Origin of the sequence: Kutzneria buriramensis (assembly GCF_003387475.1) — a bacterium.
GTDB classification, from domain to species: Bacteria; Actinomycetota; Actinomycetes; order Mycobacteriales; family Pseudonocardiaceae; genus Kutzneria; species Kutzneria buriramensis.
Map to the genome: position 1 here is coordinate 390,695 of NZ_QUNO01000001.1, position 16,932 is coordinate 407,626.

Annotated in this window: 17 protein-coding genes; 16 read left to right on the forward strand and 1 reads right to left on the reverse strand. The window is 72.2% G+C overall.

Translation table 11 applies throughout. The features are described from left to right. Nucleotides 1-25: 25 nt before the first annotated feature. From BCF44_RS01800 to BCF44_RS01835, 8 genes are all read left to right on the forward strand, one after another. Nucleotides 26-1,354: a glutamyl-tRNA reductase gene (locus BCF44_RS01800; protein WP_116172283.1), complete on the forward strand. Its 1,329-nt coding sequence runs from the start codon at nucleotides 26-28 to the stop codon at nucleotides 1,352-1,354. After that, on the forward strand, nucleotides 1,351-2,289 hold the full coding sequence (hemC, locus tag BCF44_RS01805; protein ID WP_116172284.1) for a hydroxymethylbilane synthase: 939 nt from the start codon (nucleotides 1,351-1,353) through the stop codon (nucleotides 2,287-2,289). The genes BCF44_RS01800 and hemC overlap by 4 nt, the downstream gene beginning before the upstream one ends. Nucleotides 2,290-2,303: 14 nt before the next feature. Further along, the gene (locus BCF44_RS01810; protein ID WP_116172285.1) at nucleotides 2,304-3,836 is read left to right on the forward strand and encodes a bifunctional uroporphyrinogen-III C-methyltransferase/uroporphyrinogen-III synthase; all 1,533 of its coding nucleotides are present in this window, start codon (nucleotides 2,304-2,306) and stop codon (nucleotides 3,834-3,836) included. A gap of 82 nt (nucleotides 3,837-3,918) precedes the next feature. Further along, nucleotides 3,919-4,893, forward strand: a complete 975-nt coding sequence (hemB, locus tag BCF44_RS01815; protein WP_116172286.1) for a porphobilinogen synthase — start codon at nucleotides 3,919-3,921, stop codon at nucleotides 4,891-4,893. Beyond that, nucleotides 4,890-5,402 carry a hypothetical protein gene (locus BCF44_RS01820; protein ID WP_116172287.1) on the forward strand — a complete coding sequence of 171 codons (513 nt, stop codon included), beginning with the start codon at nucleotides 4,890-4,892 and terminating at the stop codon, nucleotides 5,400-5,402. The genes hemB and BCF44_RS01820 overlap by 4 nt, the downstream gene beginning before the upstream one ends. Nucleotides 5,403-5,424: 22 nt before the next feature. Continuing rightward, entirely contained in the window at nucleotides 5,425-5,877 is a 453-nt protein-coding gene (locus BCF44_RS01825) for a hypothetical protein (protein ID WP_116172288.1), read from the forward strand. After that, nucleotides 5,874-6,296 carry a DUF3093 family protein gene (locus BCF44_RS01830; RefSeq protein WP_116172289.1) on the forward strand — a complete coding sequence of 141 codons (423 nt, stop codon included), beginning with the start codon at nucleotides 5,874-5,876 and terminating at the stop codon, nucleotides 6,294-6,296. Before BCF44_RS01825 ends, BCF44_RS01830 begins: the two co-directional genes overlap by 4 nt. A gap of 49 nt (nucleotides 6,297-6,345) precedes the next feature. Then, the gene (locus tag BCF44_RS01835; protein ID WP_147328367.1) at nucleotides 6,346-6,663 is read left to right on the forward strand and encodes a hypothetical protein; all 318 of its coding nucleotides are present in this window, start codon (nucleotides 6,346-6,348) and stop codon (nucleotides 6,661-6,663) included. Here BCF44_RS01835 and BCF44_RS01840 read toward each other — a convergent pair. Next, nucleotides 6,660-7,313 carry a TetR/AcrR family transcriptional regulator gene (locus BCF44_RS01840; protein WP_116172291.1) on the reverse strand — a complete coding sequence of 218 codons (654 nt, stop codon included), beginning with the start codon at nucleotides 7,311-7,313 and terminating at the stop codon, nucleotides 6,660-6,662. The genes BCF44_RS01835 and BCF44_RS01840 overlap by 4 nt on opposite strands. Nucleotides 7,314-7,411: 98 nt before the next feature. Between BCF44_RS01840 and BCF44_RS01845 the strand changes: the two genes are divergently transcribed. From BCF44_RS01845 to BCF44_RS01880, 8 genes are all read left to right on the forward strand, one after another. Next, nucleotides 7,412-8,572, forward strand: a complete 1,161-nt coding sequence (locus BCF44_RS01845) for a substrate-binding domain-containing protein (protein ID WP_170217298.1) — start codon at nucleotides 7,412-7,414, stop codon at nucleotides 8,570-8,572. 166 nt (nucleotides 8,573-8,738) lie between these two features. Further along, nucleotides 8,739-10,034, forward strand: coding sequence for an efflux RND transporter periplasmic adaptor subunit (locus tag BCF44_RS01850; protein ID WP_211352850.1), 1,296 nt, complete (start codon nucleotides 8,739-8,741; stop codon nucleotides 10,032-10,034). Between the two features lie 15 nt (nucleotides 10,035-10,049). Then, nucleotides 10,050-10,781, forward strand: a complete 732-nt coding sequence (locus BCF44_RS01855) for an ABC transporter ATP-binding protein (RefSeq protein ID WP_116172831.1) — start codon at nucleotides 10,050-10,052, stop codon at nucleotides 10,779-10,781. Next, on the forward strand, nucleotides 10,781-12,010 hold the full coding sequence (locus tag BCF44_RS01860) for an ABC transporter permease (protein ID WP_116172294.1): 1,230 nt from the start codon (nucleotides 10,781-10,783) through the stop codon (nucleotides 12,008-12,010). Before BCF44_RS01855 ends, BCF44_RS01860 begins: the two co-directional genes overlap by 1 nt. 14 nt (nucleotides 12,011-12,024) lie before the next feature. Further along, a complete protein-coding gene (locus tag BCF44_RS54655; RefSeq protein ID WP_147328368.1) occupies nucleotides 12,025-12,882 on the forward strand; it encodes a DUF5666 domain-containing protein in 858 nt (285 codons plus the stop codon). Then, a complete protein-coding gene (locus tag BCF44_RS01870) occupies nucleotides 12,875-14,623 on the forward strand; it encodes an efflux RND transporter periplasmic adaptor subunit (RefSeq protein ID WP_116172296.1) in 1,749 nt (582 codons plus the stop codon). The genes BCF44_RS54655 and BCF44_RS01870 overlap by 8 nt, the downstream gene beginning before the upstream one ends. A gap of 41 nt (nucleotides 14,624-14,664) precedes the next feature. Beyond that, on the forward strand, nucleotides 14,665-15,369 hold the full coding sequence (locus BCF44_RS01875; protein ID WP_116172832.1) for a response regulator transcription factor: 705 nt from the start codon (nucleotides 14,665-14,667) through the stop codon (nucleotides 15,367-15,369). A 5-nt stretch (nucleotides 15,370-15,374) separates the two neighbouring features. Further along, nucleotides 15,375-16,856 carry a sensor histidine kinase gene (locus BCF44_RS01880; RefSeq protein WP_246014776.1) on the forward strand — a complete coding sequence of 494 codons (1,482 nt, stop codon included), beginning with the start codon at nucleotides 15,375-15,377 and terminating at the stop codon, nucleotides 16,854-16,856. Nucleotides 16,857-16,932: the final 76 nt, after the last annotated feature.

Genomic DNA, 16,932 nt, shown 5'->3' on the forward strand with positions numbered 1-16,932 from the left:
CCGTTCTAGCCTGGGGGTGGTCGGAATGAGCCTGCTCGCGGTCGGTGTGTCCCACCGGACGGCCGAGGTGCGGACGCTGGAGCGGCTGGCGGTGTCCTCGGACGGCATGGCCAAGCTGCTCGACGAGCTGCTCGGCCAGGAGAACGTCTCCGAGGCCGTGCTGCTGTCGACGTGCAACCGGATCGAGGTGTACGCGGTCGTCGACGCCTTCCACGGCGGGCTGGCCGACGTCACCTCCGTGCTCTCGCGGCACTCCGGCATCGAGGTCAACGAGCTGTGCGAGCACTTCTACGTGCACTACGCCGCGGCCGCGGTGGAGCACCTGTTCTCGGTGGCCGCCGGGCTGGACTCGATGGTCGTCGGCGAGGCCCAGATCCTCGGCCAGCTGCGCGGCGCCTACGCCGACGCGGACGAGGCCGGCACCGTCGGGAAGACCCTGCACGAGCTCGCCCAGCAGGCGCTGCGGGTGGGCAAGCGGGTGCACAGCGAGACCGGCATCGACCACGCCGGCGCGTCGGTGGTGTCCGAGGCGCTGGCCGACGCCGAGCGCGTGCTGGGCGGCCTGGCCGGCCGCCGGGCGCTGCTGGTCGGAGCCGGCTCGATGGGCGGCCTGGCCGCCGCGCACCTGCGCCGCGCCGGCATCGGCGAGATCGTGATCGCCAACCGCACTCCGGCCAACGGCGACCGGCTGGCCGCCGCCCTGATCGAGGAGGGGGTGCCGGCCCGCGCGGTCGGCCTGGACCGCCTCGACGATGAGATCTCCGCCACGGACGTGCTGCTCGCCTGCACCGGCGCGATGGACGTGGTGGTGGGCGTCGACCGGTTCCACCCGGGCGCCCGCAGCGGCCCGCTGGTGGTCTGCGACCTGGGCCTGCCCCGCGACGTGGACCCCGAGGTCGGCGCGATCGCCGGCGTGACCCTGGTGGACCTGGAGACGCTGCAGCACCGGCTGTCCTCGGCGCCGTCGGCGCTGGACACCGAGCGCGCGCGGGCCATCGTCGCCGAGGGCGTGCGCGACTACCTGGCCGGACAGCGCTCCGCCGCGGTCACCCCGACCGTGACCGCGCTGCGCCGCCGCGCCGCCGAGGTCGTGGACGCCGAACTGTTGCGATTGGACTCACGGCTCCCGGACCTGGATGATTCCATCCGTGCGGAGCTGGCCCGGACGGTCCGCAGGGTGGTGGACAAGCTGCTGCACACCCCGACCGTCCGCGTCAAGGAACTGGCTTCGTCACCCGGCGGGGCCGGCTACGCGGACGCGCTGCGGGAGCTCTTCGAGCTCGACCCGCAGGCGGCGGCGGTGGTCAGCTCGCCACGCACTGTAGAGACCGAGCACGGCGGTGGAAACCGGTGAACCGGACGTTGAGGATCGGCACACGAGGCAGTGCCCTCGCACTGGCGCAGACCGGCCTGATGGCCGAGCGGCTGGAGCGCGCGGGCGCCACGGTGGAGATCGTCACCGTGAGCACCCCGGGCGACCGGTCGCACGCGCCGATCGCGGAGATCGGCGTCGGGGTGTTCACCTCGGCGCTGCGCGACGCGCTGGCGAACGACGAGGTGGACATCGCGGTCCACTCGTACAAGGACCTGCCCACGGCGCCGGACCCGCGGCTCGTGCTGGCCGCCGTGCCCACCCGCGAGGACCCCAGGGACGCCCTGGTCGCGCGGGACGGCATGGTGCTCGGTGAGCTGCCCGCCGGCTCCCGGGTCGGCACCGGCGCGGCCCGCCGGGTCACCCAGCTGGAGGCCCTGGGCCTCGGGCTGGAGATGGTGCCGATCCGTGGCAACGTGGACAGCCGTGTCCGCAAGGTGCTCGACGGCGAGCTCGACGCCGTCGTGGTGGCCGCCGCGGGCCTGTCCCGGCTCGGCCGGCTCGACATGGTGACCGAGTTCCTCGACCCGATCCAGATGCTGCCCGCCCCCGCGCAGGGGGCGCTGGCGCTGGAGTGCCGGGTCGACGACGTGGACACCGAACACCTGCTTCGCTCTAGCCTCGATGATCAGGCCAGTAGGGCCGCTGTCACCGCCGAGCGCGCGATGCTTGCCGCGCTGGAGGCCGGGTGCAGCGCGCCCGTCGGCGCACTGGCCGATGTGGTGGAAGACCTCGACGACGACGGCCGGACGGTACTCCGCCTGTCGTTGCGCGGGGTCGCCGCTACGCCGCAGAACGAGCTGCTGCGCGCGTCGGCCACCGGTGACTTGACCACAGCAGAGCAGTTGGGCCGGGCGCTCGCGGCCGAACTGCTTGATCTCGGCGCCACCGTGCTCAGTGGCCCGGGGAGCAAGTGATGGGGAGTGCCCTGATGACGACCCGCGCACGTAAGACCCCCGGACGCGTCGCGTTCGTGGGTTCCGGCCCCGGCGACGCCGGGCTGCTGACGGTCCGGGCCACCGAGTTGCTAGCCAGGGCAGAGCTGGTGGTGACCGACCCGGACGTGCCGTCCGAGGTGATCGCCCTCGCGGACGGCGCCGAGGTGCGCCCCGCGGTCGGCGAGCCGGCGGACGTGGCCAAGGACCTGGTCAACGAGGCGCGCAACGGCCGCTGCGTGGTCCGGCTGGTCGCCGGCGACCCGCTGACGCTGGACTCGGTCGTGACCGAGGCCCAGTCGGTGGCGCGGTCCACTGTGGACTTCGACGTGGTGCCCGGAGTTCCCGGCGGCACCGCGGTTCCCGCCTACGCCGGCGTCGCGCTCGGCGCCGTGCACACCGAGGCCGACGTCCGGTCCACTGTGGACTGGGCCGGGCTGGCCTCCGCGCCGGGCACGCTCGTGTTGCACGCCACCGGTTCCCACCTCGCCGAGGCCGCGTCCTCGTTGGTGGAGAACGGTTTGGCCCCGCAGACCCCGGTCGCGGTGACCGCGGGCGGCACCGCCTTCGGGCAGAAGACCGTGGACACCTCGCTGGCCTCGCTGGCCGCCGACGCGGGCGACCTGTCCGGGCAGTTGGTGGTCACCGTCGGCAGCACCGTCGCCGGCCGGTCCAAGCTGTCCTGGTGGGAGTCGCGGGCGCTGTACGGCTGGCGGGTGCTGGTGCCGCGGACCAAGGAGCAGGCCGGCGCGATGAGCGAGCGGCTGCGCGAGCACGGGGCGATCCCGGTCGAGGTGCCGACGATCTCCGTCGAGCCGCCGCGCAGCCCGGCGCAGATGGAGCGCTCGGTCAAGGGCCTGGTCGACGGCCGGTACCAGTGGGTCATCTTCACCTCCACCAACGCGGTGCGCGCGGTGTGGGAGAAGTTCCGCGAGTTCGGCCTGGACGCCCGCGCGTTCTCCGGCGTGAAGATCGCCTGCGTCGGCGAGAGCACCGCGGCCAAGGTCCGGTCGTTCGGCATCATCCCCGAGCTGATCCCGTCCGGCGAGCAGTCCAGCGAGGGCCTGCTCGCGGACTTCCCGCCCTACGACGACATCCTCGACCCGGTGGACCGGGTGCTGCTGCCGCGGGCCGACATCGCCACCGAGACGCTGGCGGCCGGGTTGCGCGAGCGCGGCTGGGAGATCGACGACGTGACGGCGTACCGCACCGTGCGGGCCGCGCCGCCGCCCGCCGACACCCGCGAGATGATCAAGTCCGGTGGCTTCGACGCGGTCTGCTTCACGTCCTCGTCCACCGTGCGCAACCTGGTCGGCATCGCCGGCAAGCCGCACACCCGGACCCTGGTCGCGTGCATCGGCCCGCAGACCGCCGAGACCGCCCGCGAGTTCGGCCTGCGCGTGGACGTGCAGCCCGAGTTCGCCACCGTGCCCGCCCTGGTGGACGCGCTGGCCCAGCACGCCGCCCGGCTGCGCGCCGAGGGCGCGCTGCCGCCGCCGCGCAAGACCAAGCGCCTGCGCCGGTCCTAGTGCCTGAAATGCTGTGAAAGGACCATTCCTAACACTGAACGTTAGGAATGGTCCTTTCCTCACTTAAAAGGGAGTACTCGTCGTGTTCCCCACACATCGTCCCCGCCGGCTGCGCCAGACCCCGGCGATGCGCCGCCTGGTCAGCGAGACCAGCATCGAGCCGCGCCACCTGATCCTGCCGATGTTCGTCAAAGAGGGGGCGACCGAGCCGATCCCGATCGCCTCCATGCCGGGCGTCGTCCAGCACACCCGTGACACCCTGCGCAAGGCGGCCGTGGAGGCCGTGCAGGCCGGCGTCGGCGGCCTGATGGTGTACGGCGTGCCGCAGACCCACGACGCCGTCGGCTCCGGCGCGACCGATCCCAACGGCATTCTCAACGTGGCCCTGCGCGACCTGCGCAGCGAGCTCGGCGACGACACCGTGCTGATGTCCGACCTGTGCCTCGACGAGTTCACCGACCACGGCCACTGCGGCGTGCTGGACTCCGACGGCGCCGTGGACAACGACGCCACCCTGCGCATCTACGCCGACATGGCCATCGAGCAGGCCCGGTGCGGCGCGCACATGGTCGGCACCAGCGGCATGATGGACGGCCAGGTCGGCGTGGTCCGCGAGGCGCTGGACGAGGCCGGCTACCTGGACACCGCGATCCTGGCCTACGCCGTCAAGTACGCGTCGGCCTACTACGGCCCGTTCCGCGAGGCCGTCGGGTCCCAGCTCAAGGGCGATCGCAAGACGTACCAACAGGATCCGGGCAACGCGCGGGAGGCGCTGCGCGAGCTGTCGCTGGACCTGGCCGAGGGCGCGGACGTGGTGATGGTCAAGCCGGGGCTGCCGTACCTGGACATCCTGCGCGTCGTCGCGGACAACTCGGAGGTGCCGGTCGCGGTCTACCAGGTGTCCGGCGAGTACGCGATGGTGGAGGCGGCGGCGGCCAACGGCTGGCTGGACCGGCAGCGGTCCATCATGGAGTCGCTGACCTCGCTCCGCCGGGCCGGCGCCGACATGATCCTCACGTACTGGGCCGCCGAGGTCTCCCGCTGGCTGACGGCGTGACACCGCCGCGTGCGGTCGACGTGGCCCGGTGGCTGTGGGTGGCCGCCGGGCTGCTGTTCGCCGTGCGCACCTACGTCGCGCTGGCCGACCGGCAGGGCCTGCGCGACCAGGTCCGGCAGGCCGACTCGACGCTGACCATGCAGCAGGTCGAGGCCGCCGTGAACGGCGAGATCGTCCTCGGCGTGCTGTTCTGCACGGTGGTCGTCGCGCTGTACGTGTTGGTGGCCAACAAGATGCTCGCCGGCCGGTCGTGGGCCCGAGTGCTGCTCACGTTCTTCGGCGCGGTGTTCGCGGTGTCCGGCGCGCTGGGCCTGATCGGCATCGCCGGCGGCCTGGCCGCGGCCGTCGGCGTCAGCGTGGATCCCACCGAGGTGGTGCTGTCGGTGATCGGGGTCGCGGTGGACGTCGCCGCGCTGGTCGCGATGTGGCTGCCGCCGTCCAGTGCCTACTTCCGCACGATCTCGGCGCAACGCGTCATGCCACCGCCGCCGAACCAGTTCATGCGCTGAGTGGACGTGTACCGTGCCGCCCGTGACCATTGACGAATCGGGCGAGCAGGACGTCGTCGTCCGGCCGAAGCTCGTCACCACCGCGATCGTGTTGTGGGCGCTGGACGGGCTCGCCTACCTCGCCGGGGCCACGCTGGTGATGAGCAGCCACGGCGCCATCGTCGACTCGCTGGTCAAGACCGCGCCGAAGAACATCACGCGGGACCAGATCAACGGGCAGCTGACGTTCGAGGAGTTCACCGCACTCGGCGTCGGCATCCTCACCGTGCTGCTCGTCTACCTGCTGATGAAGGGCAACCGCTGGTCGCGGATCGCGCTGGTGGTGATGGCGTTCGTCCAGCTGGCCTGCCAGCTGGCGTTCGGCATCGGCATCGTGCCGGTGGCCGCCGGCACCCTGCTCGGGCTGGTCGGTCTCGCGTTCCTGTTCCTGCCGTCCTCCAACGCGTACTTCGCCGGGCTCAAGCGAACCGCGTGACGGTGCGCTACGCCGAGCCGGGCTCGTCGTTCTGGCCGGTGCTGTGGGCCCCTGGCTTCGCGCTGCTGGGCGCGGGCGTGGAGGCGCTGAGCGGCTCGGTGCACTGGCTGGGCTGGACGCTGGCGGCACTGGTGCTCGCCGGCGTCTGGGCGCTGTGGGTGGCGGCACGGCGTCGGCTGCGGTCCGTGTGCCTGACCGACGACACGCTCCGCCTCGGCGAGGAGGAGCTGCCGGTCACGAGCATCGCCGCCGTCGAGGAGGACGAACCGGAGGCGGCCAAGGTGCTGGGCGGCGGCTGGACGACACCCAAGGGCACCGGCGCGGTGCCGCTCCGCCTGCGCGACGGCGGTGTGGTGCTGGCGTGGGCCCGGCGGCCGGACGACCTGCGCGCGGCGCTGTCGAGCCTGCTCGAGGCGTGACGGCGCTGCGCTACACGGGCACCACGGCGGGCGTGAGAACCTGATGGGCATGAGCAGCCCCCGGTTGAACCAGCCGTGGCGCGCCGCGGTGGCGGGCGGCCTGGTGGTCGTCGCCGTGCTCGCGGTGCTCGCCGCCATCTGGTCGTGGCAGCACGGCATCATCCGGTACGACGTCCCGGCCGGCGACGGCACGCCCGAGCTGGCGTCCACCCGCTTCATCGGCAGCTGGATGGCCGCCGCGATCGGCCTGGGCACGGTGGCGGCGCTGCTGCTGGTGGGCGCGGGCCGGCAGCTGCTGCTGGCCGTCCGCACCCGGGACAGCAACCCGCTGCCGCCGATCCAGACGGCCGAGGCCCCGTCGGCCTAGGCGTCGTCGACCCCCGGGAACTGCGGCGGCTCCGGCAGCACGGGCCAGTGCGGTGGCTCCGGCGGGCCGCCGGCCATGCGCAGCGCCAGTTCGACGTAGCGGCGGTGCATCGCCAGCGGCGTCAGCTCGCCGTCGTCCCGGAACCACTCGCTGATCAGCCCGCACATGTCCAGCACCGCCCGCGCGGTGCCGGTGGCGGAGCCGCTGACGAGGTGGAACGCCCCGGCGGCCGCCCCGGCCGCCAGCACCTCGGCGAGCTGGTCGCGCAGCCGGCGGCGGATGTCGAGGACGCCGACGAGCCGTGAGCTGGTCAGGTACCGGTACTCGTGGTTGCCGACGCGCGAGCGCTCACGGAACTGGCAGTGGGCCGTGACGTGCACGGCGACCAGGGCCGCGAACTGGTCCACCGGGTCGTCGCCGGCGTTGGCGCGCTCCCGGATCGTGTGCCGTTCCAGCTCGGCGTGGATGTCCAGGACCAGCTCGTACAGCAGCTCGTCCTTGGACGAGAAGTGGTTGTACAGCGCGCCCTGGGTGAAACCGCAGGCCTGGGTTATCTCCTTCACCGAGGTGGCGAGGAACCCCCGCTCGTAGAACAGCGTGGTGGCCGCGGCCAGCAGCCGGTCCCGCGATCGGGTCTCCACACTCGTCATCGGTCAATCCTCGCCCACTTGACCTCGGCCGCCGACGACGGTAGGACCTTCCGGGGTATATGAACGGTCATTTACCGCCCGAACGTGAAAGGCCCGCGGTGTCCTCCTCCCGGCTCGCCGTCCTGACCACGGCGCTCGCCCTCGCCCTGACCGCCTGCTCGGGAATGTCGGCAGCGCCGACACCCACCAAGTCACCGGTCGACTACAGCGCCCAGGCGCTGCAGGCCACCCAGGCCGCCATCAGCGGCACCTATCACGAGCCGTCCTCCCAGCCCCGGCCGGCGGCGCGCAACAAGAAGCTGGCGGTGATCTCGTCCGGCCAGAACGCCATCAGCTCGCTGGTGCCGGCCAGCGCCGTGATGGAGGCGGCGGCCACCATCGGCTGGGACGCCAAGCTGTACGACGGCAAGCTGGACCCGAAGTCCTGGCCGGGACTAGTCAGCCAGGCGGTGGCCAACGGCGCTCAGGGCATCGTGCTGGTGGCGGTGGACTGCCCGGCCGTGGCCCAGCCGCTGGCCGAGGCCAAGGCCAAGGGCATCAAGATCGTCGGCATCTTCGCGTTCGACTGCAACGACGTGCTCTTCGGCGGGACAGCGCCGTCACTGTTCAGCTCCTACGTGGACTTCGGGCCGCCGGTGAACCGGAACATCGCGGACTTCTCCCAGCTCTACGGCGCCGACCAGGCCAACACGGTCATCGCGCAGACCGACGGCAAGGCCAAGGTGGTCCTGGTGACGGACAACGAGTTCACCTCGATCCGACACACCATCCAGGGCTTCCGGGACACCATCACCAAGTGCACCACCTGTTCCATCGTGGCCGAGGTGGACATCAAGGCCGCCGACCTCACCACGCCGGCTGCCGCTGCGAGCGTGCTGAAGGTCCTGCACGACCATCCTGACGCGAACGCCGTGAAGAGTCCGTATACCGCCGCGACGCTGGCCGCGGTGAGCCCGGCGGTGATGAAGTCCGGGCGTGCCGCCTCGCTGTATGTCATGGGCGGCGAGGGATTCGAGCCGGAACTCGACCTGATCCGCAAGCACGAAGGACTGTCCGCGGTCACCGTCATCCCCTCCGACTGGTACGGCTGGGCGGCCGTGGACACGGTGAACAGCCTGTTCATCGGGCAGCAACCGGCCGATTCCGGACTCGGCTGGCAGCTCATCGACGACGAGGTGAACCCGCCGTCGAACAACGCGTACAAACCGACAATCGACTTCCGAAGCGCATATCGGGCCGCGTGGGGAAGGGCCGACTGAGCACCTTCAGCTAACTCACAGGCAGCATCCAGTCTGACGACAGGCTGAACACAGAGGATCAGGGTGTTGACAACCGCCCTGGGGCCTTGAAGTTGCTGCCGCGCTCCCCCCAGGCCAGGGATGCGAGCAGAGTGAGGACCTCGTGTTGTCGAGAATTCGACTGCGCTTGACCAGACGGTCGGTGATCATCATCGTGGCCGCGGTCGTGGTGGCGACGGGCGGCGGCATCGCATGGGCCGCCACCCGTCCGACCGCGGACGCGTCGACCACGTCGTTCGCCACGGCGACGACCGCCACGCTCAAGCAGACCGTCTCCTCGTCCGGCACCATCGAGCCGGCGCAGCAGGAGAACCTGAACTTCGCGGTGTCCGGTCAGGTCACCGGCGTCACCGCGACGGTCGGCCAGCAGGTGACGGCGGGGCAGGCCCTGGCCACCGTGAACTCGGCCGCGCTGGCGGCCAACGTCGCCGAGGCGCAGGCCACCGTCTCCACCGACCAGGCCCGGCTGACCAGCGACCAGACTGCCGGCGCGTCCAGCGCGCAGGTCACCGCCGACCAGGCCGCGGTCACCGCGGCCCAGAACTCCCTGAGCAACGCCCAGAACGCGCTCAGCGAGGCGACTCTCACGTCGCCGATCGCCGGCACGGTCGCGGCGGTGAACCTGACCGTCGGGCAGCAGGTGTCGGGCGGCAGCACGTCCACCAGCAGCGGCGGCAGCGGATCCGGTGGGTCCGGCGGTGGTGGCGGCGCCGGCGGCGGTGGCGGTGGGGGCGGCGCCTCGACCGGCTCGTCGAGTTCGTCCAGCTCCGCCAGTTCCGCCCAGGTTGTGGTGATCTCCACCGGCTCGTACATCGTCAACGCCAGCGTGGACGACACCGAGGTCGGTCAGATCAAGAACGGCGAGCAGGCGACCATCACCGCCAACGGCAGCACCCAGCCGGTGTACGGCACTGTCACCTCGGTGGCGATGCTGGCCAGCTCCTCCTCGACGGTGCCGAGCTATCCGGTGACCATCGGCGTCACCGGCACGCCGACCGGCCTGTACCCGGGGGCCAGCGCGACCGTGGCGATAACGGTCAAGCAGGTCACCGACGCCGTGGTCGTGCCGACCGCCGCGATCCACTACGAGAACGGCAACGCGGTCGTCTACCAGATGTCCGGCGGCAAGCAGGTGTCCAAGCAGGTCACCACCGGCATGACCTCCGGCGGCCAGACCCAGATCACCAACGGACTGTCCGACGGTGACCAGGTGGTCGTGCCGACGCGCAACACCAGCACCAACGGCGGCACGCGAACCGGCACCGGCGGCACCACCGGCACGAACGGCCGCGGCACCGGTGGCGGCGGATTCGGTGGCGGCGGTCTTGGCGGGGGCGGGTTCGGCGGCGGTGGATTCGGTGGTGGCGGCGGTGGTGGTGGCCGCGGCGCCGGCGGTGGCGGCGGCCAGGCGAACGGCGGCTGAGCCATGAGCCTCGACATGACGACCCCGATCCCCCCGGTGATCGGCGGCCCGAAGACGGTCATCGGCATCCAGGACGTCACCAAGATCTACAAGACCGGCTCGGTCGAGGTGGCCGCGCTCGGCGGCGTGTCGCTGCGCATCGACGAGGGCGAGTACGTGGCGATCATGGGGCCGTCCGGCTCCGGCAAGTCCACGCTGATGCACATCATCGGCTGCCTGGACGTCGCCACCTCGGGCAGCTACTTCCTGGCCGGCGAGGACGTCAGCGACCTGACGGAGAACGAGCTGGCGGTGATCCGCAACAAGCGGATCGGCTTCGTCTTCCAGCAGTTCAACCTGCTCACCTCGCTCACCGCGTGGCGCAACGTGGAACTGCCGCTGAGCTACGCCGGCGTGCCGAAGTCGGAGCGCAAGCGCCGGGCCGTGGAGCAGCTGGAGCGGGTCGGCCTCGGCGACCGCGTGGAGCACAAGCCGACCGAGCTGTCCGGCGGCCAGCAGTCCCGCGTGGCGCTGGCCCGGGCGCTGGTCAACGTGCCGGCGCTGATCCTGGCCGACGAGCCGACCGGCGCGCTGGACTCCAAGGCCACCGCGGACGTGCTGAGCGTCTTCTCCGACCTGCACCGCGCCGGCCACACCATCGTGCTCATCACGCACGAGGAGGATGTGGCGGCGTGCGCGCAGCGGGTGGTGCGGCTGCGGGACGGGCTCATCGAGTCCGACACGATGAACGTGGGAGGTGCGGCGTAATGGGGTGGCTCGAAACGCTGCGCACCAGCTGGGACGCGATCCGCTCGCACCGCCTGCGGTCCGGGCTGACCATGCTCGGCATCCTCATCGGCATCGCGGCCGTCATCCTCACCGTCGGCCTCGGCGAGGGCGCGCAGCAGCAGGTCAGCAGTGCCATCAACGCGCTGGGCACGAACCTGCTCGTCGTCTCGCCCGGCAGCAGCACCACCGGCGGCGTGCGCGGCGGCTCCGGCACCTCGGTGTCGCTGACGGCCAGCGACGCCACGGCGTTGGGCGACAAGTCGGTCGCGCCGGACATCCAGGCCGTGGCCCCGAGCAACAGCCGCTCCGAGTCGCTGACCGCCGGCTCCACCAACTGGACGACGTCGGTGGTCGGCACCACCCCGGACTGGCTGGGCGTGCGCGCCCGCACCCTGTCCGAGGGCCGGTTCCTGTCCAATCAGGACGTCAGCGGCGAGGCGGCGAACGTGGTGCTGGGCACCACCACCGCGCAGCAGCTGTTCGGCTTCGCCGACCCGGTCGGCCGCACGGTGACCATCGGCAACGTGCCGTTCACGGTGGTCGGCGTGCTGGCCAGCGAGGGCACGTCGTCCGCGCAGAACCAGGACGACCAGGCGGTGGTGCCGATCAGCACCGCGTCCGACCGGATCTTCGGCGGCGCCACCCGCACGTCGGTGCAGTCGATCTACGTGGAGGCCACCACGGCGGACACGCTGTCCGCCGCCTACCAGGAAGCCAACCAGGAACTCCTGACGCTGCACCACATCACCGACCCGACCGCGGCCGATTTCACCATCGCCAGCCAGGAGTCGCTGCTGACGACGGCGACGTCGGTGAGCAAGACGCTGACCATCCTGCTCGGCGGCGTGGCAGCGCTGTCGCTGCTGGTCGGCGGCATCGGCGTCATGAACATCATGCTGGTGTCGGTGACCGAGCGGATCCGCGAGATCGGCCTGCGCAAGGCGCTGGGCGCGAGCCCCACGGTGATCCGGCGGCAGTTCCTGGTGGAGGCCTCGGTGCTCGGGCTGTCCGGCGGGATACTCGGCGCGCTGCTGGGGATCGTGGGCGCGCTGGTGCTGCCGGGCCTGATCTCCTCGACCATCACCGTGTCCCCGACGGCCACCGTGCTGGCCATCCTGACCTCGATCGCCATCGGCATGGCCTTCGGCGTGTACCCGGCCAGCCGGGCCGCCCGCCTGGCCCCGATCGACGCTCTCCGAAGCGAATGAGCTGGAGCCCAACGATGTCCGTGCAGATCCGCAAGTCCGCCCCGGTCCTCGGACTGGTCGCCGGCGCGCTGGCGTTCACGCTCGCCGCGTGTGGCGGGTCGGCCCCCGCGCCGGCCGCCAACCAGGGCGGCAACAGCCAGCAGGGCCGCGGCGGCGGCGCGCCGCCCGGGGTGTTCGGCAGCATCGCCGCGGTGTCCGGCCAGACGCTCCAGGTGCAGAACCCGCAGAGCGGTCAGGTCGCGGTCAGCTACGACGGCTCGACCAAGATCACCAACTCGGTGGCCGGCGCGCTGAGCGACGTGACCTCCGGCGTGTGCGTGTCGGTGGTCGGCACGTCCACCGGGCAGGGCCAGCCGGTCAGCGCCACCGCCGTGACGATCACTCCGGCCGGCGCCAACGGCTGCACGTTCGGCAACGGCGGCCAGCGGCCGTCCGGCTCGAACACGCCGCGTCCCTCCGGGTCTCGCGCGCCGCGGCCCAGCGGCAGCAACGGTCCCCGGCCCAGCACCGGCAACAACCCGGCCGGCGGCCCGCGCGCCTTCGGCGCCGTGACGGCCGTGTCCGCCACCGGCTTCACCGTGCACTCCACCTTCGGCACGAACACCACCGACACCTCCGTCAACGTCACGTCGGCGACGACGTACACCAAGACCGTGACGGCCGACCCCAGCGTGTTGGTCGTGGGCGCGTGCGTTGCGGCGCAAGGCAAGGCCGACGACACCGGCGCGGTGGCGGCGACCTCGATCGCCGTGAGCAAGGCCGGCCCCAACGGCTGCACCGGCGGCTTCCGGGGTGGCTTCGGCGGCGGGCGCGGCGGTCGTGGCGGCAGCGGCGGCGGCCAGGGCGGCGGGAACGGCGGCGGCAATGGCTGACCGCAAGAAGGACGCCCGCAGAAGGGGTTTCCGCCGCTCCAGGGTGGTGATCGGCATCGTGGTGCTGGTCCTGCTCGGCGGCGGGGCCGCGGCCTTCGCCGCCACCCGGAGCAGCGGTCCCTCGTACCGGACGGCGATCGCCGGCCCGGCCTCGGTGACGTCGATGCTCAACGGCATCGGCACCGTGCAGCCGGTGTCCGAGGCGACGGTCAGCTTCCCGGTGTCCGGGCAGGTCGCGTCGGTGGCGGTGAAGCAGGGCGACCAGGTGACGTCCGGCCAGGTGCTGGCGTCGCTGAACACGACGACGCTGGCCGGCCAGGTCAGCACCGCGCAGTCCACTTTGGCCACCGCGCAGGCGAAGCTGGCGTCCGACCAGAACAGCCAGACCTCGGCGGCCACGCCGTCGACCCAGTCGTCGACGCCGTCCACCTCGAAGTCCTCCTCAAGCGGCGGTTCCTCGGCCAAGCTGACCGGGCTGCTGCGGTCCATTTCGGACGGTCAGAACGCGGTGCGCGGCGCGCAGCAGAAGGTGGACGCCGACGTGCAGTTCGCCGGGGCGGCGCTGAAGAAGGCGCAGGCCACCTGCCCGAACGTCATCCAGCAGCTCGGGGCCACCCCGCCCGCGACGGACCCGACCTCGACCCCGGCGGCCAAGGGCAAGGGCGGCGCCACGCCGCCGTCCGACGGCTCGGATCCGACGTCGACCACGCCCACGCCGCCGCCGACCGCCCCGCCGGTCAACGTCAGCGACTGCACGGATCTGCTCCAGCAGGTCCAGGACGCGCAGGCCAAGACCGCCGCCGACGAGACGGCGCTGAGCCAGGCCGAGGCGTCGCTGTCGACCGCGCTGGGGCAGGCGGCCACCGCCGTTCAGCAGGCGTCGACGAGCGGCACCAGCATCACCACCGGCTCGGCCACGCCGAAGACGTCCTCCACACCGTCCACCGGCGGTGGCGGGCGCGGCGGTGGTGGCTCCTCGACGCCACCGTCGGCCGACCAGATCGCCGCCGACCAGGCCTCCGTGGACGCCGCCAACGCGCAGTTGGCCGCCAACCAGCAGAACATGGCCGCCGCGAGCCTGGTCAGCCCGATCGACGGCACCGTCGCGCAGGTGGACATCGCCGCCGGCCAGAACGCCTCGGCCAACTCGTCCACCGCCAAGATCGTGATCGTCGGCGCGGGCGGCAACCAGGTCACCACCGCCGTCAACGACAACCAGGTCGGGCAGGTCAAGCCCGGGCAGGCGGCGGCGATCACCCCGGACGGCGCGGGCAAGCCGCTGGCCGGCAAGGTCGTCTCCATCGGCGCGCTGGCCAGCACGACCTCCGGCGGCTCGGCCAGCTTCCCCGTGACGATCTCGCTGGACGGCAACGGCAAGGCCCTGTTCGCCGGGTCCACCGCGGCCGTGGCGATCACGCTGGGCAGCGCCAAGGCGGCCGTCACCGTGCCGACCTCGGCGGTGCACACCGTCGGCGCGAACAGCTTCGTGGCGACGCTGGTCGACGGCCAGTCCACGCTCAAGCGGGTCACCGTCGGCGTCATCGGCGCGACCGTCACCCAGATCACCGAGGGCCTCAACGCCGGCGACGAGGTGGTCCTGGCCGACCTGAGCCAGGCCCTGCCGACCGCGACGACCGGCGCCGGCGCACGCGGCTTGACAGGCGGCGGAGGCGGCTTCCGCCAAGGTGGGGCCGGGGGCGGTGGGGGCGCCGCCGGTGGCGGCGGCCGGGCCGGCGGGTGACGGCTGACACGTACGGCTCGGGTGTGGAGCACTATGTGTCCATGCCCGAGCCAAGCAAGCGCAGCAGGCTGCTCGTCGTCGAGGACGAGCCCAGCATCCGGGAGTTGCTGGCCGCCAGCCTCCGGTTCGCCGGTTTCGACGTGGACACGGCGTCGACCGGCACGGACGCGCTGCGCAGCGTCGAGCGGGAGCGGCCGGACCTGATCCTGCTCGACGTGATGCTGCCCGACCGTGACGGCTTCGAGGTGGTGCGGCGGCTGCGCTCGGGCGGGCTGGGCGTGCCGGTGCTGTTCCTGACCGCGCGGGACGGGGCCGAGGACAAGATCACCGGGCTGACCATCGGCGGCGACGACTACGTCACCAAGCCGTTCAGCCTGGAGGAGGTCATCGCCCGGGTGAACGCCGTGCTGCGGCGCACCAAGGCCCAGCCCGAGCCGCCGGACAACCGGCTGCGCTACGCCGACCTGGAGCTGGAGGTGGACAGCCACGAGGTGCGCCGCGCCGGCCGCCTGGTGCAGCTGTCGCCGACCGAGTTCAAGCTGCTGCACTACCTGCTGCGCAACGCCGGCCGGGTGCTGTCCAAGGCGCAGATCCTGGACCAGGTTTGGCACTACGACTTCAACGGCGAGGCCGGCGTGGTCGAGTCGTACATCTCCTACCTGCGCCGCAAGGTCGACGACGTGGAGCCGCGGCTGATCCACACCGTCCGCGGCGTCGGCTACGTGCTACGGCAGTCCACGTCGTGAACCGGGTGATCAGGTGGGTCCGGGACTACTTCGGCCGCATGCCGTTGCGGGTGCACCTGGTCTCCGGCCTGGTGGTGCTGGTCGCGGTTGCGCTGTTCGGGGCGTGGTTCATCACGTCCAAGGTGCTGGAGAACTACCTGATCGGCCAGACCGACAGCCGGCTGCACGGCATGCTCCAGGCAACCCAGCGGCAGGTGCAGGCCGGCATCGGCCGGCCGCGGCCCCGACCGCCGGGGTTCGGCACGGGATTCCGGCTGCCCGGCCGCAGCCTGGTCGAACTGCGCAACGCGACCGACACCCAGGTGCTCAGCACGCCCACCGACGACGGCACGGCGCGGCCGGCGCTGCCGCCGATGGGCCAGTTGCCCGCCGGCTCGTCGGTGACGCTGCCCTCGCAGGGCGACAGCGGCCCGCAGTGGCGGGTGCAGGCGTTGCAGGTGGACGGCGTCGAGATCGTGGTCGCCACCGACCAGCGGGACCTGGACGCCGCCGTCACCGACATGCGGATCCGGTCGCTGATGATCTGCCTCGGCGCCCTCGTGCTGGTCGCCGGGCTCGGCTATGCCCTGGTGCGCAGCAGCATGCGGCCGCTGGAGGAGGTCGAGGCGACCGCCGACGTGATCGCCACCGGCGAGCTGTCCCGGCGGGTGCCGGTGCGCCGGCCCGGCAGCGAGGTCGGCAAGCTGGCCAACTCGCTGAACGTGATGCTCGGCCGGATCGAGGAGTCGTTCGCGGCCCGGCAGAAGTCCGAGGAGGCCGCCCGGCGCTCGGAGAACCGGATGCGGCAGTTCGTCGCCGACGCCTCCCACGAGCTGCGCACACCGCTGACGTCGATCCGCGGCTACGCCGAGCTGTACCGGCAGGGCGCGGTCACCTCGCCGGCCGAGGTCGCCGAGGTGCTGGGCCGGATCGAGGACCAGGCCGCGCGCATGGGCCTGCTCGTCGAGGACCTCTTACTGCTGGCGAGGCTGGACCAGCAGCGCCCGCTGGAGCAGCGGGAGGTCGACCTCACCGTGATCGCCGTCGACGCCGTGCACGACGCCCGGATGCTCGACCCGGACCGCAAGATCGGGCTGCACCTCGACGTCACCATGGACCTGGACGAGGAGGACGGCGGCGGGCTGGCCGTGCTCGGCGACGAGGCCCGGCTGCGGCAGGTGCTCAGCAACCTGGTCAACAACGCCATCACGCACACGCCCGCCGGCACCCCGGTGGACGTGCGGCTGTCGCGGCGGGACGAGAGCGGCCAGCCGCTGGTCGTGATCGAGGTCAGCGACCAGGGGCCCGGGCTGACCGGCGAGCAGACCGAGCGGATCTTCGAGCGGTTCTACCGGGCCGACGCCGTGCGCAGCCGGGAGAACGGCGGCACCGGGCTGGGACTGGCCATCGTCGCCGCCCTGGTGGCCGCGCACGGCGGCCGGGTCGAGCTGGACACCGCCCCCGGTGACGGCGCCACCTTCCGCGTCCTCCTCCCCCAGAACACCTGAACCCCCGCGAGTCGCGCTCTGGGACACACCGAAATACGGTTTCGGGCAGATGGGGTGGGCCCGGTTGCCCCTCGGG